Annotated in this window: 21 protein-coding genes and 1 pseudogene; 16 read left to right on the top strand and 6 right to left on the bottom strand. The window is 38.0% G+C overall.

Annotation, left to right across the window (positions count from 1 at the left end; genetic code table 11):
• Positions 1-138: 138 nt before the first annotated feature.
• Both UC75_RS04040 and UC75_RS04035 read left to right on the top strand, forming a co-directional pair.
• On the top strand, positions 139-1,875 hold the full coding sequence (locus tag UC75_RS04040) for an FAD-dependent oxidoreductase (protein ID WP_049836790.1): 1,737 nt from the start codon (positions 139-141) through the stop codon (positions 1,873-1,875).
• Positions 1,872-2,489 carry an NIPSNAP family protein gene (locus tag UC75_RS04035; RefSeq protein WP_049836789.1) on the top strand — a complete coding sequence of 206 codons (618 nt, stop codon included), beginning with the start codon at positions 1,872-1,874 and terminating at the stop codon, positions 2,487-2,489. The genes UC75_RS04040 and UC75_RS04035 overlap by 4 nt, the downstream gene beginning before the upstream one ends.
• A 300-nt stretch (positions 2,490-2,789) precedes the next feature.
• Here UC75_RS04035 and UC75_RS04030 read toward each other — a convergent pair whose 3' ends face one another.
• The 3 genes from UC75_RS04030 to UC75_RS04020 all read right to left on the bottom strand — a co-directional run bounded on the left by UC75_RS04030 (position 2,790) and on the right by UC75_RS04020 (position 6,248).
• Positions 2,790-3,776, bottom strand: a complete 987-nt coding sequence (locus UC75_RS04030) for an NAD(P)H-quinone oxidoreductase (protein ID WP_049836788.1) — start codon at positions 3,774-3,776, stop codon at positions 2,790-2,792.
• An 83-nt stretch (positions 3,777-3,859) separates the two neighbouring features.
• Positions 3,860-5,305, bottom strand: a complete 1,446-nt coding sequence (locus UC75_RS04025) for a coniferyl aldehyde dehydrogenase (protein ID WP_049836787.1) — start codon at positions 5,303-5,305, stop codon at positions 3,860-3,862.
• 49 nt (positions 5,306-5,354) lie between these two features.
• Positions 5,355-6,248, bottom strand: a complete 894-nt coding sequence (locus tag UC75_RS04020; RefSeq protein ID WP_049836786.1) for an acetoacetate decarboxylase family protein — start codon at positions 6,246-6,248, stop codon at positions 5,355-5,357.
• Between the two features lie 422 nt (positions 6,249-6,670).
• Here UC75_RS04020 and UC75_RS04015 point away from each other — a divergent pair, with 422 nt between their 5' ends.
• The 3 genes from UC75_RS04015 to UC75_RS19140 all read left to right on the top strand — a co-directional run bounded on the left by UC75_RS04015 (position 6,671) and on the right by UC75_RS19140 (position 9,820).
• Positions 6,671-7,501: an alpha/beta fold hydrolase gene (locus UC75_RS04015; RefSeq protein WP_049836785.1), complete on the top strand. Its 831-nt coding sequence runs from the start codon at positions 6,671-6,673 to the stop codon at positions 7,499-7,501.
• Positions 7,502-7,577: 76 nt separating this feature from the next.
• Positions 7,578-9,098, top strand: a complete 1,521-nt coding sequence (locus tag UC75_RS04010; protein ID WP_049836784.1) for a catalase — start codon at positions 7,578-7,580, stop codon at positions 9,096-9,098.
• 68 nt (positions 9,099-9,166) lie between these two features.
• On the top strand, positions 9,167-9,820 hold the full coding sequence (locus UC75_RS19140) for a hypothetical protein (protein WP_049836783.1): 654 nt from the start codon (positions 9,167-9,169) through the stop codon (positions 9,818-9,820).
• Between the two features lie 156 nt (positions 9,821-9,976).
• Here UC75_RS19140 and UC75_RS04000 read toward each other — a convergent pair whose 3' ends face one another.
• Positions 9,977-11,020, bottom strand: a complete 1,044-nt coding sequence (locus tag UC75_RS04000) for a hypothetical protein (RefSeq protein ID WP_049836782.1) — start codon at positions 11,018-11,020, stop codon at positions 9,977-9,979.
• Between the two features lie 199 nt (positions 11,021-11,219).
• Positions 11,220-12,026 carry a type 1 glutamine amidotransferase domain-containing protein gene (locus tag UC75_RS03995; RefSeq protein WP_049836781.1) on the bottom strand — a complete coding sequence of 269 codons (807 nt, stop codon included), beginning with the start codon at positions 12,024-12,026 and terminating at the stop codon, positions 11,220-11,222.
• A 235-nt stretch (positions 12,027-12,261) separates the two neighbouring features.
• Here UC75_RS03995 and UC75_RS03990 point away from each other — a divergent pair, with 235 nt between their 5' ends.
• The 9 genes from UC75_RS03990 (at position 12,262) to actP (ending at position 21,924) form a co-directional block, all read left to right on the top strand.
• Positions 12,262-13,251, top strand: a complete 990-nt coding sequence (locus UC75_RS03990) for a phosphotransferase family protein (protein WP_049836780.1) — start codon at positions 12,262-12,264, stop codon at positions 13,249-13,251.
• On the top strand, positions 13,248-13,592 hold the full coding sequence (locus UC75_RS03985; protein ID WP_049836779.1) for a hypothetical protein: 345 nt from the start codon (positions 13,248-13,250) through the stop codon (positions 13,590-13,592). The genes UC75_RS03990 and UC75_RS03985 overlap by 4 nt, the downstream gene beginning before the upstream one ends.
• Positions 13,585-14,313, top strand: a complete 729-nt coding sequence (locus UC75_RS03980; protein ID WP_049836778.1) for a histidine phosphatase family protein — start codon at positions 13,585-13,587, stop codon at positions 14,311-14,313. Before UC75_RS03985 ends, UC75_RS03980 begins: the two co-directional genes overlap by 8 nt.
• Positions 14,310-15,470: an acyl-CoA dehydrogenase family protein gene (locus tag UC75_RS03975; RefSeq protein ID WP_049836777.1), complete on the top strand. Its 1,161-nt coding sequence runs from the start codon at positions 14,310-14,312 to the stop codon at positions 15,468-15,470. Before UC75_RS03980 ends, UC75_RS03975 begins: the two co-directional genes overlap by 4 nt.
• 16 nt (positions 15,471-15,486) lie before the next feature.
• The gene (locus UC75_RS03970) at positions 15,487-16,254 is read left to right on the top strand and encodes an SDR family NAD(P)-dependent oxidoreductase (protein WP_049836776.1); all 768 of its coding nucleotides are present in this window, start codon (positions 15,487-15,489) and stop codon (positions 16,252-16,254) included.
• A 23-nt stretch (positions 16,255-16,277) separates the two neighbouring features.
• The gene (locus tag UC75_RS03965; protein WP_049836775.1) at positions 16,278-18,161 is read left to right on the top strand and encodes a sigma 54-interacting transcriptional regulator; all 1,884 of its coding nucleotides are present in this window, start codon (positions 16,278-16,280) and stop codon (positions 18,159-18,161) included.
• A 144-nt stretch (positions 18,162-18,305) separates the two neighbouring features.
• Positions 18,306-19,940 (top strand): long-chain-fatty-acid--CoA ligase, encoded by a 1,635-nt coding sequence (locus tag UC75_RS03960; protein ID WP_049836774.1) that lies wholly within the window; start codon positions 18,306-18,308, stop codon positions 19,938-19,940.
• 27 nt (positions 19,941-19,967) lie between these two features.
• On the top strand, positions 19,968-20,279 hold the full coding sequence (locus UC75_RS03955; RefSeq protein ID WP_049836773.1) for a DUF485 domain-containing protein: 312 nt from the start codon (positions 19,968-19,970) through the stop codon (positions 20,277-20,279).
• Positions 20,272-21,924: a cation/acetate symporter ActP gene (gene actP, locus UC75_RS03950; RefSeq protein ID WP_049836772.1), complete on the top strand. Its 1,653-nt coding sequence runs from the start codon at positions 20,272-20,274 to the stop codon at positions 21,922-21,924. The genes UC75_RS03955 and actP overlap by 8 nt, the downstream gene beginning before the upstream one ends.
• A gap of 89 nt (positions 21,925-22,013) precedes the next feature.
• On the opposite strand, the gene UC75_RS03945 is transcribed toward actP, so the two are convergent.
• The gene (locus UC75_RS03945) at positions 22,014-23,024 is read right to left on the bottom strand and encodes an alpha/beta hydrolase (protein ID WP_049836771.1); all 1,011 of its coding nucleotides are present in this window, start codon (positions 23,022-23,024) and stop codon (positions 22,014-22,016) included.
• A 191-nt stretch (positions 23,025-23,215) separates the two neighbouring features.
• Between UC75_RS03945 and UC75_RS03940 the strand changes: the two genes are divergently transcribed.
• Together UC75_RS03940 and UC75_RS20115 are read left to right on the top strand one after the other, a co-directional pair.
• The gene (locus UC75_RS03940) at positions 23,216-23,638 is read left to right on the top strand and encodes a MarR family winged helix-turn-helix transcriptional regulator (RefSeq protein ID WP_024437916.1); all 423 of its coding nucleotides are present in this window, start codon (positions 23,216-23,218) and stop codon (positions 23,636-23,638) included.
• 198 nt (positions 23,639-23,836) lie between these two features.
• Positions 23,837-24,356, top strand: a pseudogene (locus UC75_RS20115) (2,4-dienoyl-CoA reductase); the annotation flags it as partial.

Raw genomic sequence — 24,356 nt, 5'->3', positions numbered from 1 at the left:
GGTCAATATCCAAGTGGTGGAATTACCTTGGGTCCAGCCATGACTTTTGGTTATCTTGCTGCAAAAAAAATTGCTGAACAAGCTAGAACTGAAACAGTAGCGTTCATGCCACATAAGCAAGGCTAAGGAGAATTGAACATGGATAAAGAAGTTGATTTATTGGTTATTGGCGGTGGTGCAGCAGGCATGTCCGCAGCACTTTTTGCCAAGCTTAATGGATTAGATGTTTTACTTTGCGAAAAGGCTTCACAAGTAGGTGGCACTTCAGCAACATCAGGTGGAACGATTTGGGCACCAGGATCCCATTTAAGTGTTCAAGCAGGTGTTCCTGATGATATTGAGCAAGCTCGAATTTTTCTTAAATCTGTCGTTGGTGAACGTGGTGGTGAAGAACTTCGCGAAGCATTTCTAGCTTCATGTGCGGATATGGTCCGTGATTTAGATGAGAAAACTACAGTTAAGCTTAACGCTTGTTTAGCACATCCCGATTATGTGAAAAACCAACCAGGTGAAGCATTTGGGGGGCGTGCACTTGCGCCTGCTGAGTTTGATGCAAGTGTTTTAGGTGCTGACTTTAAATATGTACGTCCTCCACGAGCGGAATTTATGGGCTTAGGTGGCATGATGGTCAATCGTACTGAATTAAATGCATTGTTAAATCCTGTACAAAGCTTTCAGAACTTTATGACTACCTTAAAAGTTGTGGTGCCTTATTTTCTGTCACGTCTACGCTTTAATCGGGGTACACGGCTTGTTATGGGTAATGCTTTGGTAGGTAGCTTATTTTATAACCTTAAACAAAAACATGTTCCTGTTTGGTTCAATGCACCACTGCAAGAGCTACTGGTCGAAAAAGGCAAAGTGGTGGGAGCCAAAATTGAAACCGAACAAGGTGTGAAAGTTGTTCGTGCCAGAAAGGGGGTAGTTTTAGCCACTGGTGGTGTGGGATGGAATATAAAGTTACGCCAACAATTGTTCCCAAAAGGTTTAATCGCAGACTCACTATCACCTTACTCAAACACGGGCGATGGGCTTAGTAAAGCTATGGAAAAAGGTGCAAAACTTGACCCATCTGTGGATAGCAGTGTGCTGTATTTCCCATGCTCCGTCCATGTTCATGCCAACGGTTATAAAGCTATTTGGCCACACATTATTTTAGACCGGGCCAAACCAGGTGTAATAGCTGTCAATGACGATGGTAACCGCTTTGTCAATGAGTCAGATTCGTACCACGACTTTTGTATGGCTCAGCTTAAAACAAATCAAGGTAAACCAAAAATTCAGTCTTACCTGATTTGCGACCAAACTGCGATTCAAAAATATGGGTTAGGTTTTGTTTTGCCAGGCGCAAAAAAACTCGATTACTACCTCAAAGCAAAATATTTATTCTCTGCAAATTCACTAGAAGAGCTTGCCCAAAAGGTTGGGATTAACGCTCAAGGATTGGTGAATACAGTTCAACGTTTTAATCACCTCGTTGAACAGGGTGTAGACACAGACTTTGGTAAAGGCAGTGGTGTGATGAATCGTTTTAATGGAGATCCTGAAGTTAAACCTAATCCATGCTTGGGCAAACTTGAGCACGGTCCCTTTTACGCTTTACCTGTCATTCCAATGGACTGTGCGAGTAGTGGTGGATTAGCTGGCGATATTTATGGTCGAGTGCTTGATCAGAATAATCAGGTGATTACTGGACTATTTGCCTGCGGTAATGACCTATCTTCAATTTTTAAAGGAACATATCCAGGCCCAGGAACAACACTAGGGCCAGGGATGGTATTTGCTTGGCGAATTGCTCAATTTTCCGCAGGAAAACTAAATAAACAAGTGACTGAACAACCTACACAAATGATACAACCACGGAGAACCGCATGAAGCTTTATCAACTGATTAACATCACTATCAAAATGGGTACAACTGCGACTGTTGCAGCAGGTATTCAAAGTTTTTACCAAGATGAGGCAGCTAAAGGTAAGTTACTTGGAGTATTTTTCTCTGATATAGGCGAGCTCAACCAAGTTGTTGTATTACGCAGCTATGCTTCACAACAAGAATTAGATGATGAAAATACGCGTTTAGCAGCACAAGAAAACTTGTTTGGTGCATCTGAAAATATTATTAGATATTCAGTAGAAAATTTTGCTGGTTTCGACTTCTTACCAGAAGTTGAGGTGGGTGAATTTGGTCCTGTATATGAAATTCGCACTTATGAGTTGAAACATGGCGGTGTCCCTCATGTCCTTGAAGCATGGAAAAATGCAGTGCCGACTCGCACTCAATACTCAAAATTAACAATAGCGATGTATGCTCTTGATGGCACACCTCGTATTGTAAGTATTTGGCCATACGCGTCACTGAATGAGCGTTCGGAAGTTCGTGCCAAGTCAGTGGCAGATGGCATTTGGCCACCAAAAGGTGGTCCACAGTGGTTAACTCATGCAATGAAGTCAATGATTGCACTACCAACTTCAATATCGCCACTGAAATAAAATTTGGTAATAATGTATTGAAAACTAGCCTACTATTTAGTTAGTAGGCTTTTAAATATAGAAAATACAAGCAAGAAATAGGTTTATATATCTAGTTTAACTACTCAAATCTTATTGAATAAAGCATTCCTAAATTTTAACTGGCAAATTAAGCACCACCTGAGCATCCTCAATAACATCTAAGCGTAGAATTATCTAGCATGCTTTTTGTATGATAAGAACAGATTTTTAATATATAAATTAATAATAATTCTGACTTATTAAAATAAGACCAGTATTTACTGGCCTTATTTTCAGTTTTTATTTCTTGACGATTAAAGCTAACTTACCTACATGTTGCCCTTTATCAAGGAACTCATGAGCTTGGCGAGCTTCTTCAAGATCGAATGTTTTATACAATAACGGTTTTATCTGTCCTTTTGAAATTAAAGGCCATACTTTTTCTTGCAGTGCTGCCATCACTTCAGCTTTAGCTTCTGCAGATTGCGAGCGTAGTGTTGCGCCTGTATGAGTTAGACGTTTAGCGAGCATCGGAAAAATATTGACTTTGTCAGCTAGCCCTTTAAGCACACCTATTTGCAATATTGTGCCGTTCATTGCAGCGACTTCATAATTTCGCTGGATGTAATCTCCGGCAATAATATCCAAGACAAAATCCACACCTTTACCATCAGTATGTTTTTTTACAACCTCAACAAAGTCATCTTCATTATAATTTATGGCTACATCAGCACCAATTTTTAAACTCGCTTCTTGATGTTCTTTGCTCGATACGGTTGTAAAAATTTGGGTTGCTCCAAAAGCTCGAGTTAACATTGTTGCGGTAGTACCAATTCCTGAAGTACCGCCATGTATTAAAATTGAACTATTTGGGCGGAATTTTGCATGTTGGAAAAGGTGTGACCAAACTGTCATGAAGGTTTCTAGTAAAATTCCACCTTCAATTAATGTCAGACCTTCAGGAATAAAGAGTACGTTGTCTTGATGGGCAACTACATATTCAGCATAGCCACCACCCGGAACTAAAGCACAAACTTCATCTCCAGCTTTAAACTTAGTGACTTGCTTGCCCACTTGTTTAACAATTCCGGAAACTTCGAGTCCAGGAATGTCCGTCACACCAGGCGGTGGTGCATACAAACCTTTTCGTTGCATTACATCTGGACCGTTAATACCTGCTGCAACAACTTCAATTAATATCCCATCATCTGTTAATTCAGGCATAGGTCTTTCACTAACTGTAATAACTTCAGGACCGCCAGCACCGTTAAAAGTGATACATTTCATAAAGTTGTTTCCTTATTCGGTATTGTTAATTAAATAAGCGGAATTTACACTTAATGCTCAATCCCGCTGAGGATGAAAAATAATTAAGATTTAGCTTTTTTCTTACCCAAAGTAATGGCAAGTGCTAATTCCATGAATTTTCCAAAAGGAGCATGTAAGAAACTTGGGAAATTCCAGCGGCCTTGATCAAAGACGCCTTTTGCATGGCTCATAGAACGAAAACCTTCAATTCCATGATAAGCACCCATACCACTTGGGCCGATGCCACCAAACGGTAGATCGTCTTGTGCCACATGAATTAAAGTATTGTTAATACCAACGTTACCTGAGGTGGTACGGCGTAGCAGTTTTTTGCAATCCGCATCTTTTTCGCCAAAATAATATAAGGCGAGTGGGCGGTCTCGTTCATTGATGTAGTTAATCACTTCATCAATATCACGGTAGGTACGCACGGGTAGAATTGGGCCAAAGATTTCTTCTCTCATAATTGCATCATCATCTTTTGCTCCTACAACAAGTGTTGGAACAAGAGTACGAGTGCGATTCTTTGCCGATTCAGGTTTGATTCCTAGTTCAATGATTCGTGCGCCATTTTGTTTTGCACTATCAAGCAAGTTTTGTAAACGAGCATAATGACGTTCATTGACAATTGAAGTGTAGTCATCACAGTCTGGCCCGTTTGGATAGAACCGAGAGACTGTGGCATTGTATTCTTCAATAAATGCTTCTAAATCATCTTCATGAACAAGAGCATAATCTGGAGCAACACATGTTTGCCCACCATTGGATAATTTTCCATAGGCAATACTGGTCATGGTTCTCGAGTTTACATGGCCTCGACCTACAATAGCTGGACTTTTACCACCTAATTCAAGAGTGAGCGGAACGAGGTTATCACTTGCTGCTTTCATGACTTTACGGCCTACAGGTGTACTTCCTGTAAACAATAGATGATCGAAAGGCAGTGCACTAAATTCAGCACCAACTTCAGGTCCACCTAAAACAACCGCAACTTCTTCTATAGAAAAGTTCGCCGCAAGCATGCGTGAGATCACTTCACTTGTTCGAGGGGTGAGTTCCGATGGTTTAAGCATTGCTCTGTTACCGGCAGCAATGGCTGTAGCAAGAGGAATAAGCGTAAGAGAAATAGGGTAGTTCCAAGGAGCCATGACCCCAATAATCCCTTTAGGCTGATATTCTATATGAGCACTAGCCGAGCGATAGAATAAGCTGACATGACGCTTTTCTGGTTTCATGAAACGGCGTAAATTACGCGTTAAATAATCGATGGATTGAACAATACCAACGAGTTCCATGACATCTGTTTCATGATATGAACGGTGTCCAAAGTCTTCACTTGCAGCAACTTGTAATTCACTACGATATTCAATGACAGCGGCACGAAGCTTTGCAAGATTTGCTTTACGCTGTTGAAGTGTTGGTGGTTCAGCTTTCAAAAAAGCTTTGCGTTGTCGAGAGAGTATCTCTGATGCATTTAAAGTGCTGCTTACTTCATTGAGAGTATTCATCTTAAACCTCAAAACATAGCTTAAGGATCCTAAGCTAACTGACTGATGATTAAAGTTTAGTCGGTAGATTTAATACGACCTGAGCATCTTCAATAACATCGAGACGAAGAATAGTAGATGCGCCCAACTGGTCTAGAAGCTGGCTCACATGGCCGCCATGGCGTGTCACTTTTACCTTGCGCGGGAAAAGTTTTTCACCAAACGAGAGAACATTGGTTTGCACTAGAGTTTGATGCCACTCGTTATCGACTAAATGCAACATCGTGGCTTTACCCATGCGTGATTCAGACTTAACTCTTTTTAATGACGGAGTTGCGGTTGTTAGGCTGATATCTAATTTGTTGTAAGTTGAAAGTGTTGCTTCAACTTTTTTCTTATCAATCTTTACATCAATTTCAGCTAGCCATTTTGGAAGTTGATAACCATATACGCCACGTACACGTGCTATTTCAGTGTCGACAGGTAAAGCCAATACATGTGCATAAAAGTGTCGTTTACGAATCGAGTTAATCAGCTCTAAAGCATGCGGACCATGAGCTTTAGGTTTACGCACGACAATAGCGACAGACGCTTCATTATATGGATCATTATCGCAAACTGAATAAGTGAAGAAGGTGAGCGCAACTAGTCCATAACCTGGAAAAGCTTCCAAGGGTACTAGAGGCGAAGGTAATTTTTTCTTTAACAGCTTAATTGGAGCAAGCATCAAAACTTGCACATTGCCGCTACGGTAATAAAAGTTGGGAGCCCATACAGGTCCAACTCTTGACTCAACTAATTTTTTAGGAATGCTACGGAAAAAATCTATATTTCCAGCTGCAGGATCTTTTGCAACTTCATCTAAATCAGGATTCATTCTAAAGCGGTCATAATAACCACCTTTTGGAACTTTAACTTTCTGTTGACCAAATTCAACTTCAGTGAACGCTTTATTTGTATTCATAATTGGTTAACCTTTAAATTGATCGGCTGAGTAGCTGATAATCTTTAAAAGCAGATATCAACTTTCTGCCTGTAGGTTTACTATAAGTTTAAAGTTCACTTGAATGTCAATATGCTATTTTTCTAAGAATTAAAAATCGACTGTAACGAATTTAGAATAACTTTTGATAAGAATAGATAGAGCTGATTAACTTCTAGATGATCTAAAGAAAAACCTTAGTTTTTAGTATTGTAGAAATTATTTTTTTACACTTTTTAAACGTTGTTTTTTCTAAAATCTATTGACCTTCAAGTGAACTTTAACCTTACTATGTTATGACTATCCATGAGGGTAGGATTGAAAATTTTATATGTACTTATTACGAATTAATTAGAGCATATACAGTAAATCGATAGTGTAACTTTTACACAGGAGAAACAAAAATGGGATATGTCACAACAAAAGACGGCGTAGATATTTTTTATAAAGATTGGGGCCCTCGCGATGCTCCTGTAATTTTCTTCCACCATGGTTGGCCGCTCAGTTCAGATGACTGGGATGCGCAGATGCTTTTTTTCCTTAAAGAAGGTTTTCGTGTCGTTGCTCATGACCGCCGTGGTCATGGTCGTTCAACTCAAGTCTGGGATGGTCATGATATGGACCATTATGCAGATGACGTTGCTGCTGTGGTTGAGCATTTAGGTGTACAAGGCGCTGTGCATGTAGGGCATTCAACAGGTGGTGGTGAAGTAGCGTATTATGTTGCTCGTTATCCTAATGACCCTGTAGCTAAAGCTGTTTTGATTAGTGCCGTTCCTCCACTCATGGTAAAAACTGAAAGTAATCCAGATGGTTTACCAAAAGAAGTTTTTGATGACCTTCAAAATCAACTTTTTAAAAATCGTTCACAGTTTTATCACGATGTACCAGCAGGTCCATTTTATGGATTTAACCGCCCAGGAGCGAAAGTATCAGAGCCTGTGGTGTTAAATTGGTGGCGTCAGGGCATGATGGGTGGAGCAAAAGCTCATTACGACGGAATTGTTGCCTTCTCTCAAACAGATTTTACTGAAGCACTTAAAAAGATCGAAGTTCCAGTTCTCATATTACATGGTGAAGATGATCAGGTAGTTCCTTTTGAAATTTCTGGTAAAAAATCTGCAGAACTCGTTAAAAACGGTAAATTAATTAGTTACCCAGGATTCCCTCACGGAATGCCAACTACAGAAGCAGAAACAATTAATAAAGATCTTTTAGCATTTATTAGAAGTTAAGTTTAAAAAGAGGGCAGCCAAAATTGACTGCCCTTTTTTATATTGATTCGATTGATTATTTTTCGGGTGCATATTAATGAATGACGATACTAAAAAATGTCCTTTTTCCCAACTTACTACTGATTTTGGGGCTCCAGTTGTAGACAACCAGAATAGTATGACGGCAGGTGCAAGAGGACCTCTACTTGCTCAAGACCTATGGCTAAATGAGAAACTAGCTAACTTTGTACGTGAAGTAATTCCAGAACGTCGTATGCATGCAAAAGGTTCAGGTGCATTCGGCACTTTCACTGTGACTCATGATATTACTCAATATACCCGCGCTAAAATCTTTAGCGAAATTGGTAAGAAAACAGAAATGTTTGCTCGATTTACCACAGTAGCTGGTGAACGTGGAGCAGCAGATGCTGAACGAGATATTCGCGGCTTTGCTTTAAAATTTTATACAGAAGAAGGTAACTGGGACATGGTGGGTAACAATACACCAGTATTCTTCTTACGTGATCCACGTAAATTTCCAGATTTAAATAAAGCAGTAAAACGTGATCCAAAAACTAACTTGCGTAGCGCAACGAATAACTGGGATTTCTGGACTTTATTACCTGAAGCTTTACATCAAGTCACTATCGTCATGTCTGATCGAGGTATTCCTGCTTCCTACCGTCATATGCACGGTTTTAGTAGCCATACCTATAGTTTCATCAATAGTGCGAATGAACGTTTCTGGGTGAAATTTCATTTCCGGACCCAACAGGGAATTAAAAATTTAACAGATGCCGAAGCTGGTGAATTAGTGGGGCATGATCGTGAAAGTCATCAACGTGATTTATTCGATGCGATTGAACGAAAAGATTTCCCTAAGTGGACTTTGTATGTACAGGTAATGCCTGAGCAAGATGCTGAAAAGGTTCCATATCATCCATTTGATTTAACAAAAGTCTGGCCTCATGGAGATTATCCGTTAATTGAGGTTGGTGAGTTTGAGTTGAATCGAAACCCTGAAAACTTCTTCTTGGATGTTGAACAATCCGCTTTTGCGCCAAGTAATCTGGTGCCAGGTATTAGCGCTTCACCAGACCGCATGTTGCAAGCCCGTTTATTTAACTATGCTGATGCTCAGCGTTATCGTTTAGGTGTGAATTATCAGCAAATACCTGTAAATGCGGCACGTTGCCCAGTTCATAGTAATCACCGTGACGGTCAAGGACGTATCGATGCCAATTATGGTGGTCTTCCACATTACGAACCAAATAGTTTTGGACAGTGGCAAGAGCAGCCTCAGTACAAAGAACCTCCTTTAAAAATCAACGGGGATGCTGATTTCTGGAATTATCGTGAAGATGACAACGATTATTTCAGTCAACCTCGTGCTTTGTTTGAACTTATGACTGCTGAGCAACAACAGGCTTTATTTGATAATACTGCACGCGCAATGGGTGATGCTCTTGATTTCATTAAATATCGCCACATTCGTAACTGCTATGCATGTCATCCAGCTTATGGCGAAGGTGTGGCTAAGGCGCTTGGTTTGACAGTTGAAAATGCTCAAGCAGCTAGAGAAACTGACCCTGCACGTGGTTTACCAAGTTTTCTTTAAATCTTTAAAACAGTACATAAGGCTATTTAAATCATAGCCTTATGTACTTCACTATTTTGTAGCATTGAATGAAAAAATTAATATTTGCACTCAGCCTTGGTATTCAATCATTATTCTTCATAAGTAATGTACAAGCAAGGCTGAACATTCCTGTGAGTCTTACCAAATCAGATTCAATACATACCTTTCCAGAAACGCTAAGACGAGATTTTTGGGAGCGATTAGCGATTAAAGCTGAGGCCAAAGGTACTGCTACACCCATTGATGAACCGAATATTGGGGGAAACCCAACCAAATTTAACTATCCTGTGAGTAGTATTGTGATTGGCTCCAAGATGAAAATTGTACTGGGGCGAGCAAAAGGTACAGTGATGGTATATTCACGCATTGCAGAAGATGGAAGTTTGAAGAGTCTAACGCTTTCTAATTTTTCAATTGATTATGTTCATCAATATGTTTTAGCAGATGCAACATATGGTAAAGATAAGAGTAACTTACAATTACCAATTTTTACTTTTGATATTGAAAAACCTTTGAAATTTCATTATCAATTTCCGATTGGATTTAAAAGCGATGAGAAACTTAATCATTTATATTTAACACCTCAAGCAAAGACTGCTTATAAAGAGGCTTTAGCTTTACCTGAAACAGCACTACCTTTATTAGATTTAGATTTTGGTACATTAACTCAAAATTCATCTTCAAAGATTCGATTTAACTAATATTATTTAAAAGAGAATAGAACTTTATTTTTTCCAGATAATATATTTGTAACTAGAGTTTTTATAAATAAATTAAAATATAAAAAATATTATTATATATAACAGAAATAATCGGAGCCCTTTCTTTTCATAATAAGTAGAAAGGGCTCTTTAAAATTATTTGTTAGCTGCCGATTTATCGAGTGATGGATAAGGAATAGGCATATTTAATGCCAATTGTGCATCTTTCACTACATCAAAACGTAGAACTTTATTGGCTCCTAGTTCATCAAGTAATTTACTCAGCGGTCCACCACTTTTTACAACTTGAACGTCCTTTGGAAAAAACTTTTGTCCAAATGCCAAAGTATTAGACTCTACAGAAGTGCTGTGCCATTTCCCATCTACCAATTGATACATAGTTTTTGTTTCAATATGAGATTGTGGTTTCACAGTTTTAATTTCTGGCAATGGTGCTGCTACACTTAAATCAGGTTTACCATCAGTATTATAAATATGAGCTTGAACTGATTTATCGCCAATTTTCATATCAATAGGTGTTAACCATTTTGGTAATTGGTAACCATAGACACCACGAACACGAGCAATTTCTGTATTTACTGGTAATGCGAGTACATGGCCATAATATTTATGGTTACGCATTGAGCTCAATAGTTCTGTGGTATTGAAGTGATGAGCACCAGGTTGGCGTACAACCACAGCAACCGAAACTTCATCATATGGGTCGACATCACCGACTGCATAAGAGAAGAATGTTAATGAAACCAAACCATAGCCTGGGATAGGTTGTAATGGTTCAAGTGGAACAGGGAGTTTTGCTTTTACTTTAGAAATCGGAGCAAGCATCAACAGCTGGATATTACTAGTACGGTAATAAAAATTGGGGGACCATACTTTACCTACTCTAGTATCTACAAGTTTTTTGGGGATAGTACGGAAATAATCAATATTTCCAGCTGCCGGATCTTTTGCAACTTCGTCTAGATTCGGGTTCATACGAAAACGATCGTAATAGCCACCTTTTGGAACATTAACTTTATATGGCCCAAACTCTACAACAGTTGTTTCCTGTGAAGTACTTGAGTTTGATGGTTGTTGTACCGAACTTGAGTTAGTTTCAACCGCTTGAGCTGAAAAACTCAATAATAAACTTACGGATAACGCAGTAACTGTTTGAGGTAGATTAAGCTTGTTGAACATTGATATGTTCCTCCTATAGACCATGTATTAATGCTAAGATTAAAGTAAGGTTTAAGGTCAAGCGTTTTATCATTATTTTAAATTTTATTAAAAAGAAAAATAGAATATTAAAAAATAAAAGATATGATTTTTTATGCATTAAAAAAAGAGAACCAGAATATAAAATTCTGGTTCTCTTTTTTTAAACTGTTTTAATGAATTACTTAAGAGTACTTAAGCGTTTAACAACAGCTTGGGCAATTTCTTTACTAGATTGAGGGTTTTGTCCAGTAATGATTCTGTCATCCGATACTACATATGAAGTAAATGGAAGAAAGCCTTGTTTATATTTCGCGCCGTGGTTAATTAAGCTATTTTGTAAGGAAAATGGAACTTGAGATTTAATTCCAGATAAAGTTTCTTCTTTATTCGCGAACCCAGTAACAGTTCTACCTGAAATGAGTGGTTTACCATCTTCACCTACCAGAGGTAATAAGCCTCCCACACCATGACAAACCGCTGAAACGATCCCACCTTGGCGATAAATACTTTCACTAATATTTTTTAGTTCTTTATTATCCGGGAAGTCCCACATTGTTCCATGTCCACCCGTATAATAAATTGCTTTATAGCGTGTTGGATCGATACTGCTTGGTGCTAAAGTGTGGTTTAAGCGATACATAAACTGACGATCAGCTAAAAGTTTCCGAGCTGATTTATCAACATAAATAGGCTTCATACTACGTTCATCAAGAGGAACAACGCCACCTTGAGGACTAACAAAATCCATGTCATAGCCAGCAGCTTTAGCGACATCATAAAAATGAGTTAATTCAGTAAGCCATAAGCCAGTTTTATCTGAACGAGTCGGATAGGCTGAATGATTTGTCATGACGACTAAAATTTTACCTTTGCTTTTAGCCGTTTCTTGATTTTGTACTTGATCAGATGCATTTGCATAGCTTACTGATAAAAAAGCCATAAAAATGGCAATGAACCAACGCTGAAAACTCCAAACTTTAGGCATTGTAGGCTCCTCATATTTACCTATTGAGCATCCTATGCTTAAAGTAAGGTTTAAGGTCAAGGTTTTTTCAAAAATCGCCGATGAATGGCAAAAGGATGATTTCTAGAATAAGAAATTTCAAATATGAAATATATTTCATATTTGAAACAATAGTTGATTTTTAAGTTGTTGAATTTAAATATAAAAATAGTGGCACATAATTTGCTCCAGTAGGATTAGCTACAAGGAGTAAATAATGAATGCAAATCATATACTGCAATTGAGTGGAATATTGCAGCAGAATCTAGGGCTAATCCATCATGAAATTCAGTTAAAAAAAATGAGTGGTGGGGCTATCCAAGAAAATTGGCTAGTTCAATCTGAAGATTTTGCATTAGTACTGCGTAAAAATGCTGAATCTAGTGTAGAGGCTAGTTCAGATCGGGAGCAGGAATTTTTACTTTTAGATCGGTTATATCACTTTGGTATTAAAGTGCCAGAGCCACTTTATTTCGAGAAGTCACCTAACTTTTTAAACAGTGATTTCTTCATCATGAAAAAAATTGATGGTGTTACAGAAGGCCATAAATTAGTTCGAATTACAGAAGAAGAAAAACGTAAAAAGATTACTCAAGACATTGGTAGGCAACTTGCCTTAATTCATGCGATTCAATCAGATGAAGTATTAGAGAAACTACTTCCTAAGCCAGATAAAGATCAATATTTAGAAAAAAAGCTTACAGGTTTTCTAGAACAACTGGATCACTTAAAAAGACAGCGTCCAATCCTTGAGTACGCTATTCAATGGATGTTTCACAATCTTCCAAAAGTCGATGATTTGGTACTAGTCCATGGTGATTACCGCATTGGTAACATCATGGTTAATGACGATCAAATTTCAGGAATTTTAGATTGGGAATTTACGCAATGGGGCGATCGTAGAGAAGACCTAGGCTGGTTTACCTCTAAATGTTGGCGTTTTGGACAAGATGAAAATATAGCGGGGGGAATTGGTTCATATAAGGACTTTGCGAAAGCTTACGCTGAAATTTCCGATATTTATATCCCTGAATTTGAAATGAAGTTTTGGCATGTACTGTCTCATGTTCGATGGGCAATTATTGCGATGCAGCAGTCTGACCGAAACAACGAAATGGATACTCCATCACTCGAATTAGCCCTAACGGAATTTTTAGTTCCCCGCCTTGAAAAAAATATCTTGGAAATATTGGGAGAAAAAGAATGAGCGAGAAAAAAATAATTGACCTCATTAAAGCCAGCCAGGCTGTCATTAAGAATGAGCTTTTACCGCAATCGGGCAGTCAGAAATATAACTTGTTAATGCTCATGAGAAGCTTGGAAATTTTGCAGGCTTATATTTTGCAAAAGGATATTTCTACATTGCATCGTTCAGGCATTGTGCAAGATTATTTTTCTTTTCCAATTAAAGATGTTGATGAGGCAATTCAATTGTTTATTAGCGATATCCGTGAAGGTAAACAATCGCATCAAACATTTGAGATATTAAAAGCTCTTAATTCGGAAGACTTAAAAATTACTGAACCAAAGGCAGTTCAACATGGATAAATATCGGTTACGAATTTATTTAGTTCGGCATGGGCACGTTTCATATTTTGATGCAGATAAGAACCCGATTAATCCTAAGTTTGCACAGTTATCCGAACGAGGAATAGAGCAAATACAACAACTGGCTCATCAACTACAAGATGTTAGTTTTGAAAAAATTTATTCATCTACCATGCCTCGTTCGATTCAGACAGCCGAAATTTTGAAGCACTATCAAAACGAGCATAAAGACATTCAATCATTCGATGATATTCGAGAAATAAGAGCGGGACGTTTAAGAGAAATTTCGTTGGATCGTGCTGAACTGGAAATAAAAAAGGCCTATCAGTTCCATAAAAATAATCTTGAATTATTTGTACAAGGCGAAAGTTGGTCGCGCTTTATTACTCGTGTACTGACATGGTTTGAAAACATGATTTTAACAGCAGACAAAGACCAGAATATCCTGATTTCTTCACACGATATTGTAAATCGAATACTCATTAATTGGGTATATGGACATGACTTCAAAGATGTCTATTCGCAGGAACAAGATTATGGCTGCTTAAATATTCTTGATCTAACGATTGAGAATCAAAAGGTAATAAGCAAACGAATCAAACTTCAAAATTTCACGCCGTACAATCTGATTAAAAATGAGCTATTTAATAGCGCTATGGATGATGTGTATGAAACTTATATCGCGACTCAAGGCTTTAAATTAAAGGAACTCAGCTCATGATCACACTATCTAATGAATTATTAGAACTACAACAGAAAGTTAGAGAATTTATTCAACAAGAGGTGATTCCATTAGAAAGTGATCCTCGTCAAGATAGCCATGGGCCTAGTGAAGCTTTACGCCAAGAGTTAGTGAGTCGCGCGCGTCGTTGGGGGCTGCTAACTCCCCATGCAAGTCAAGAAATGGGTGGCCTTGGCTGGTCGCATCTGCAAAAGGCTGTAGCTTTCGAAGAAGCAGGATATTCTGCTTTAGGTCCAATCGCTTTAAATATTCATGCGCCAGATGAAGGAAATATTCATCTATTAGATGCTGTCGCAAACGATGTACAAAAAGAAAGATGGTTAAGAAAATTGGTAGCTGGAGAAATTAGATCGTGCTTTGCCATGACGGAACCGGCACCGGGAGCTGGCTCGGATCCATCCATGCTTCAAACAACAGCAATTGAAGATGGCGATGACTATATTATTAATGGTCGTAAATGGTTAATTACAGGAGCCGATGGAGCGAGCGTTGCGATTACTATGGCAAAAATGGAAGATGGCTCCGCTTCAATGTTTCTAACAGACACCAATGTTGAAGGCTTTATATTAGAAAAAAATATGAATGCTATGGACTCATGCTTTTCAGGTGGCCACGGCATTTTACGCTTTGAGAATTTACGTATACCTAAAGAAAATGTGTTGGGTGAAATTGGTAAAGGCTTTAAATATGCTCAAGTTCGCCTTGCACCAGCACGTTTAACACATTGTATGAGATGGTTGGGGCAAGCAAGGAGAGCACATGATATTGCTACTCAATATGCGCGAGAACGCCAATCTTTTGGCAAGAGATTAGGAGACCACCAAGGCGTTGGTTTTATGCTTGCCGACAATGAAATGGATATTTTAACGACTCGATTAGCCGTTCACTATTGTGCGCAGGTTTTAGACTTGGGTGAGAAAGGAAATTACGAGTCGAGCCTAGTTAAAGTGATCAGCTCTGAAGGTATCTGGCGTGTGGTGGACCGATCAGTTCAGATTTTAGGTGGGCAAGCCATGACGGATGAATCAGTAGTCTGCAAGATTTTTAAAGATGCGCGAGGTTTTAGAATTTATGATGGCGCAAATGAAGTTCACCGCATGAGCATAGCCAAAAAACTATTAGGGAAGCAGTTGTAATAGTAGGGATAAGAGAATGAATATTTTTGATGTAAAAGATAAATATATTTTAATTACGGGTGCTTCAAGTGGTTTGGGGCATCACATAGCTGAATTATTTGCAAAAGAAGGTGCGAATATTGTTATTTGTGCCAGACGGTTAGAGAGATTGAAAGAATTAGAATCGCATATAAAAAATGAATATGGCGTACAAGTTCATACCTTTGCGTTAGATGTAAATGATCGTTCCGCTGTAAAAGATATGCTTAGTTCTTTAGAGGCTGAAGGAGTCACAGTAGATGTGCTAATTAATAATGCTGGCGTGAGTGATACCAAGCGTTTCTTAGACTATAACGATAAAGATTGGGATAAGATTGTAGATACTAACCTTAAAGCCCCTTGGCAATGTGCACAAGAAGTGGTGCAACATATGATTAAGGCTGATCGTAAAGGATCGATCATCAACATCACATCAATTCTGTCTCAGTCTACCAACCTTGGTGTTAGCCCATACTGTGCATCGAAGGCTGGCTTACGTCATTTAACAGAAGTTATGGCAGTAGAGTTGGCTAGATTTGGTATAAATGTAAATGCCATCGCACCAGGCTATATGATTACTGAAATTAATGAAGAATATTTAACGGGCGAATCTGGACAACAGCTTTTAAAGAAAATTCCAACAAGGAAGTTTGTAGAATTTGATGACTTAAATGGACCTTTACTTTTACTTGCTTCGCAAGCAGGTCAGGGCATAACAGGTATCGAAATTAAAGTCGATGGCGGTCATAGCGCTGCGCCTATATAAAACGTTTTTTAATGGAGTAAAAAATGCTTAATCGAAAACCAATTAATATTTTGGTCACCTATATTAAAAAACCTAATATTAATGGTTTTCGATCTTTGGTTGAACAGGCGATTAGTGAAGTAGAGTCGAACGAAATCGATTTGGTGGAATGCCATATTTCCGATGTGCAAGATGTTGCTCAAAGCTTAGTAGAAAATGGCTGTCAGATTCTTCTATGTACGGGAGCGACCGCGAGTTTTCTACAGAAGAAATTAAATATTGATATTCAGGTCATTCGAACTGGTACTTTTGATGTCATTCAAGCCATATCAAACTTAAAACAATATAAGCGAATTGCTTTGGTGGGTAATACGTCCACAGTCGATCTTGAGAACTACTCTGATATTTTTGCTTTAGATATACAACAGTTTAACTATGACTCATATTTAGATGCTAAAAAAACAATTCATTTAATTAAAAATCAAGGTTTTGATGCCATTATTGGTTCGCCTGTTGCAGTAGAGTTAGCTCTGAATGAAAACCTAGTCGGGCATTTGGCGATTAGTGTGCCGTCTTTAAAAGACCTGCTGCAAAATGCCTTACGTACTCTTGAAAAGATTCGCAGAGAACAATATTCAACCTTACGTTTGACTGAGATTTTTAATCACTTAAATGAAGGTATTTGTTTTATCACTAAGCAAAAAAAGATTTCTTTAATAAATAACTCAATGAGTTCGTTACTTGAAAAAGACTCTTCAGACGTTTTAAACAAATCAGCACTCGAAATTTTTGAAGGATTAAACTTTGATATCGACCAAGAAAATAGTCACCAACTCGTTCAATTTAAAAATTTAAAACTTGCTGTATATATTTCCAAACTAAAAAATGACTACATAGATGGCTATATCTTAAGAGTGCAGGAACTAAATGCATTAGAGCAGTCTAATAGTCAGTTTAGAAAAGTTTCATCAAAGAACTTTAATACAAGATATACCTTTGATCAGTTCTTGACGCAAAATCCCAATTTCCAACAAATCATCAAGTTATCAAAAGCATATGCAAAAACCGATAGTACGATTCTCATTACTGGTGAAAGTGGTACAGGTAAAGAAGTTTTAGCACAAAGTATTCATAACCATAGCAGTCGTTATAAAGCACCATTTGTTGCAATCAACTGTGCATCTTTTCCAGAAAGCTTGTTAGAAAGCGAACTATTTGGTTATGAAGAAGGTGCCTTTACTGGAGCGAAGAAAAATGGGCGTATTGGCCTCATTGAAGCGGCACATACGGGTACGCTTTTTTTAGATGAAATTGGTGATATGCCATTACATCTACAAACTAGATTTTTACGAGTCTTACAAGAGAGACAAATTAATCGCTTAGGTTCAGTGGTAAGTCATCATTTAGATATACGTGTGATTGCTGCAACTCATGCGAATTTAGAAGAGTTAGTACGAAATGGAACCTTTCGGGCAGATCTCTACTATCGTTTAAATATTTTAAGAGTGTATACGCCGTCTTTAAAAGAACGAAAAGAAGATATCTTGTATTTAGCAAATTCCTTTCTAGAGAAATATAGAAAAACACTAGATGATTTGCCGAATATTTTACATAAGGCTTTTTTACACTATTCTTGGCCGGGCAATATCCGCGAACTTGAAAATATTGTTGAAAGAATCAATGTGCTGTTACAGCTTGATCATGAAATTTTAACTCCAGAATTTTTAAAGCAACAATTACCCGAGCTATTTCAATCCCCAAATCACTACACGGCACAACCTTTATTAAAAGAGGTAAAGGTTAATCAAGAGTTGAATCTAATTGAGCAAACGCTTGCAGAAGTAGATGGTGATTTAGACCTTGCTGCACAAAAACTTGGGATTAGTCGAACGACCTTATGGCGTAGAATGAAACTCATAAATCACTAATTTCAAAATTGAAATTTTTTCAAAAAAGAAAAATAGAAAAATTAAATAAGTTATTGAAAATAATAATAAAATAATTTGGCATCATAGTTGCATTGACTCATATAAGCATCTGAATCAGTTGCTAAATTGTGTGAGGAAATAAGAATGACGAATGGATTAATGATGCATTGTAATTTAAACATTACTTCAATAATGCAGCATGCTTTGACAGTTTACGCAGATCAAGAAATTGTGACTTTGAAAGCAGATGGGATAGCTAAACATCGTTATACATATAAAGATGCTTTCGAACGTGTAGCTCAGTTTGCCAATGCGCTAGACCGATTAAATATAAGTTCTGATGCTAAAGTCGGAACGATGGCATGGAACTCATATCAGCATTTTGAATTGCACTATGCCATTCCATGTACGGGAAGAATTTACCATACAATTAACCCCAAATTGGCGCCTGAACAACTCATTCAAATTATCAATTCTGCTCAAGATGAAGTTCTCATTATTGAACCAGATTGTTTGGCATTAGTTGATTCAATTTATGACAATATAAAGCCAGTCATAAAACATTTTATTGTGCTCGGTGATCCCAATAAAAATCTAAAAGCACAATTTGACTTTGTCTTTTATGAAGAACTCATTGCTCCAGAGCAGTCTCGATATGATTGGCCAGATATCCCTGAAGAACGTGCAAGTGGCCTTTGCTATACATCGGGGACAACAGGTGACCCTAAAGGTGTTCTTTACTCACATCGTAGTACCGTATTGCATGCATTAATACTCGCTATGCCAAATGCGATTGGCTTAACGCATGATAGCTGCATTATGCCTTTGGTTCCTCTTTATCATATTAGCGCTTGGGGAATGCCATTTAATGCGGTTTTATCGGGGGCAAAAATCGTTTGGCCTCACTCATTTGCTGGACAAACCGAGAAAATTTTTAATCTGATCCAATCAGAACACGTCGATATTTCTATGGCTGTTCCGACCATCTGGAATGCTTTTAAAAATTATCTTGAAGACCACCATATTTCATCAGTCAGTTTAAAACGGGCGATATCTGGTGGTTCAGCTGCGCCATATTCGCTGATTGAGTCTTTGAGCCACTATGGAATTTCAGTTGAAAATGCTTGGGGAATGACTGAAACCAGTTCAATGGCAGTCTGTAATCGCGTAGATCAAATCAAAAATAATGTCGAAACCCAATCAATTAAATGCGGCAAACCTATCTTCGGCGTTCAAATGAGATTGCGGGATGAGAACCATCAATTGCTTCCTCACAATGGTGTGCATGAAGGCATTTTAGAAGTAAGGGGGCATACAATTGCTAAGCAATATATCAATCAACCCAAAGCAGTCAAAGAAGAGGACAAATGGTTTGATACAGGAGATATCGCGTGCATAGATGAGTATGGATATATGCATATTACAGACCGTGCCAAAGATATGATCAAGTCAGGAGGAGAGTGGGTTAGTAGTGTTGAAGTTGAAAATGCAGCGATGGGATATGAAAAAGTTGCAGAAGCCGCCGTTATTGCTGCCAATCATCCGAAATGGGGAGAACGCCCACTTTTAATATTGGTGCCAAAATCTCCACAAGAAAAAATTGAACATTCTGAAATTGTCGTTTTTCTATCATCCAAATTACATAAATGGGCCATTCCGTCAGCAACCATATTGGTTGAAGAAATACCGCATACGCCCACTGGAAAAATCAGTAAAAAAATATTGAGAGAACGTTATCACGACTATTTCACCAATAGTGCTTTTGCTGAATGTAAATAATGATCTACATAAAAAAGGACTTTTTATATGAACTATCCTCAGGAAGCAAATATCGTTTTAGATATGAAATTTAAAAAGATGGTAAAGCAGAGAAATCGATTCGCTGTTTTTCTAAGTTTAATTGTACTCAGCATTTACTTTATTTTTATAGGAACCGCCACCTTTCGCCCTGAATTGCTTGCAATGCCACTAGAGGCAAGCAAAATCACAATTGGTTTACCGATTGCTGCAATAATCATTGTATCGAGCTGGGTCATAACGGGCTTATATATATTTATTACAAATCAATATTTTGACAAACAAAAAGAAAAACTAAGAAAGGAATATCATTATGAATAAATATATTACTTTTACTATTTTGACCTTGTTTAGCTCAGGTGCTTGGGCTTCACAAAGCGAGCCAAGAAATTGGACCGCAATTATTATGTTTGCGTGTGTAGTCGGCCTTTCATTATTTATTACTTTTAAAGCTGCAAAGAAAACAGTATCGAAAGAAGATTTTTATACGGCAGGCAATGCCATTTCGGCAAAGCAAAATGGTTTAGCAATTGCGGGAGACTATATGTCTGCCTCAACCTTACTTGGTATTTCAAGTATGGTCTTCTTCAAAGGTTATGATGGCTTTATCTATGTAACGGGCTTTTTTGTTTGCTGGCCGATTTTAACTTTCTTAATGGCCGAAAGACTAAGAAACCTTGGTAAATATACATTTGCAGATATTGTTTCATATCGATTAGATCCGCAGCGCACCCGTATTTTGGCAACGTGTGGTTCACTTATTGTTGTGTGTTGCTATTTAATTTTGCAAATGGTGGGTGCAGGTCAGCTCATTAAATTACTGTTTGGTCTAGATTATAAAATTGCCGTCATGCTGGTCGGTTGTCTAATGCTGGTGTATGTCATTTTTGGAGGAATGCTTGCAACCACATGGATACAAATAGTTAAAGCTATTCTTTTGCTCTTTGGTGGAACAGTTCTAGTCTTTCTGGCATTTAAAGCATTTGGTTTTAGTTTAAATAATATGGCTGAGGCCGCCGTAAATGCACATAAATTAGGACAAAAGGTGTTAGAGCCGGGTCCAATGCTATCCAACCCAATTAATACACTCTCTATGTCTATTGGTTTGATCTTTGGTTTAGCAGGTTTACCACATATTCTTATGCGCTTTTTTACAGTTCCAAATGCTGCTGAAGCGCGCCGTTCAGTCTTTTATGCTTCTGGTTATATTGGTTACTTCTTTATTGTGGTTTGTATTTTAGGTTTAGCTTCAATCGCCATAGTAGGTACTAATCCTCAATATTTTGTAGATGGGCAACTCGGTGGAGATTTAATCGGCGGCAGTAACATGGTTGCGATGCATCTAGCAAAAGCCCTTGGTGGAAATCTATTACTTGGCTTTTTGTCTGCTGTAGCATTTGCAACAATTTTAGCCGTTGTAGCTGGCTTGGCACTTGCTGGAGCTTCAGCGATTTCCCATGATTTATTTCAAAAAGTAATTAAAAAAGGAAAGGCAACTGAAAAGCAGGAAATGGTTGTATCTCGACTTTCAGTGATAGTTCTAGGTGTGATTGCCATAGCATGTGGAATCTTATTTGAAAAAATGAACATCGCTTTTTTAATGGGGCTTACTTTCGGTATTGCTGCTTCCGCTAACTTTCCTGTACTTATTCTTTCTATGTATTGGAAAGATTTAACCACCCGCGGTGCTATATTTGGTGGGTTTGTCGGAATCATTTCGGCAATTACATTTGTGGTTTTATCACCAACAGTTTGGGTTGGTGTACTAGGCCATGAAAAAGCAATATTCCCATTTGATAACCCAGCTTTGTTTTCTATGCCACTCGCATTTTTGGTGAGTATAGTTGTTTCTTTAACCGATAAAAGTAAAAGAGCTGAGTTAGACAGACAGGGCTTTGAGTTACAGGTGGTACGTTCAGAGCTTGGCGCTCAACAAGGTTCATTTGAAAAAATGCCTTTGCATTAAGTTTGTTCAAGAACCCAAAAAGTAAGAAGGCATGATTTTTAATCATGCTTTCTTTATTAGACTTACATTATTAGTACTGCCTTAAAGCATTATTTCAAATGCTTTTGAAGTTCAGATCCAGCTTGTGATAACGCAGTTTTCACAGATGGTTCGTTGCTTAACGGATTTAACAGGCCATAGTCATGAATCAAACCGTTATAACGAGTTACAGTCACTGGAACACCAGCTTTATCTAAGTTACGGCCAAAAGCTTCACCTTCATCACGCAATACATCTAATTCAGCTGTTTGAATTAATGTTGGTGGGAAGTCTTTTAGCTGTTCGCTTGTAGCACGAAGTGGTGATGCCAAAATATTGTTGCGATCATTGGCATTGGTTGTGTAGTTGTCCCAGAACCATTTCATCATGTTCTTAGTCAGGAAGTATCCTTTTTCATACTGATTGTAAGAAGCATCGTCAAAACCAGCATTGGTAACAGGCCACAACATTACGTTGTAACGCACTTTTGGACCACCAGATTGTTTAATCTGAAGGGCAACAGCAGCAACCATGTTGCCACCAACGCTATTACCTACTAAAGCTAAACGGCTACCATCAACACCAATTTCTTTACCATGTTTAGCGACCCATTTGGTTGCTTCATATGACTGATTAATTGCTACAGGGAAGTGAGCTTCTGGAGAAGGCGTATAGTTAACGTATACAGCTGCTGCACCAGACTCACGAACTAAATCACGAATTAAGCGTTCATGAGTAGCAAAGTCGCCCAACACCCAACCGCCACCATGGAAGAACATAAATACAGGAAGAACGCCTTTAGCATTTTCTGGTTTAACAATTTTTAGTTGAATGCTTTGACCATTTATTTGAATTGTTTTCTCTGAAACTTGTGCTGGAGGAAGTTTCGCTCCCTTTTGTGCGCCGATTAAAACTTGACGAGCTTCATTTGGAGTCATCAATTCCATTGGTTTGCCGTTACCCGAATTGAGTACGTTTAGGAAGGCTTGTACACCTGCAGTAGGAGCAGGAGTATTGATAGCTTCAGCTGAAACAGCTGTAGTGAAAAGAGCAGATGTTAATAAAGCTGTTGCGATTTTCATGGTGAAAACTCACTTTAAGTTAGAAATTTTAAATACAACTTTGAGCCAAGGCTTTGTGTCCAATATGAAGTTGGTTCTATCGAAAGCTCAGTTCAATATTTATCTTGCGTATATAATACTTGCACGCAAGATACTTATGGTCAAGAATTATTTATAATATTTTTTAGATAATTTTAATTTTTGGTTTAAATATGAAAGAAAACAAGATATTAGGTGATCAACTCTGTTTTTCGCTTTATTCAGTGGCGAATGCACTTACCCGCCAGTACCGTCCATTACTTAAAGATTTCGATTTAACTTACCCTCAGTTCATCGTTCTTTTAGCTTTGTACGAAGAAGATGACATTTCCCTAAAAGAACTCGGCGAAAAGACTTTATTTGACTCAGGTACCTTAACGCCATTGGTTCAAAAACTTGAAGCAAAAGAGTTTCTGAAGAGGGTATCAATCAAAGAAGATGAGCGGGTAAAAAAAGTAATATTGACGGACAAAGCTTTAGAGATAAAAGAAAAAGTGATTGATCTACCCAATCAGTTGCGATGTTCAATGCATATGAATGATGAGGAGCTGACTATGCTGAGAAAGCTTTCTTTGAAATTATTGGAAGATTTATAAAGTTTTCTTTAACTGAAAATAATTTTTATCTGCGAATAATTTGAAGCTTTAAACTTTAAAAAAAGAGGCATTTGATGGCCTCTTTTTTATATGAAAAATTAATGAATACAATTGTTTAAATGTATAAATAATAAAAGGTATTGACATTGAAGTTGGCTTTAAGCTTAAAGTAAAACCATACTGAATGAGGTCATTCCAATGAAAGTGTTCGAAAAATTAGTATTCCCAAATGGCTCATATGTTCCGAACCGTATTGCTAAAGCAGCAATGGAAGAAAACATGGCTGATTTAAACCATGCACCATCAGAAGAATTAATGCGTTTATATCAAGCTTGGGCAAATGGTGGTGTCGGTCTAATCATTACCGGAAATGTGATGGTAGACCGCCGAGCGATGACTGGACCGGGTGGCGTAGTGCTTGAAGATGAAAAGCATCTGGATACTTTTAAAAAATGGGCACAAATTGGTCGTTCAAAAGGTGCTCAGATTTGGCTTCAAATTAACCATCCGGGGCGTCAAATGCAAGCGAACCTTGGTCAGCAGACGTGGGCACCATCGGCTATTTCACTTGATCTTGGCAAAATGTCAAATCGCTTTAATACACCAATCGAAATGACTGAATCTATGATTGCAGAGGTGATTCAACGTTTTGCAAATACGGCGCGTTTAGGCGAAAAAGCAGGATTTACCGGCGTAGAAATTCATGCAGCGCATGGTT

It is taken from the genome of Acinetobacter sp. V2 (assembly GCF_001188385.1).
Taxonomy (GTDB): domain Bacteria; phylum Pseudomonadota; class Gammaproteobacteria; order Pseudomonadales; family Moraxellaceae; genus Acinetobacter; species Acinetobacter oleivorans.
Note: the sequence above shows the minus strand (reverse complement) of the source record. Positions and strands in the feature narration are given on the sequence as shown.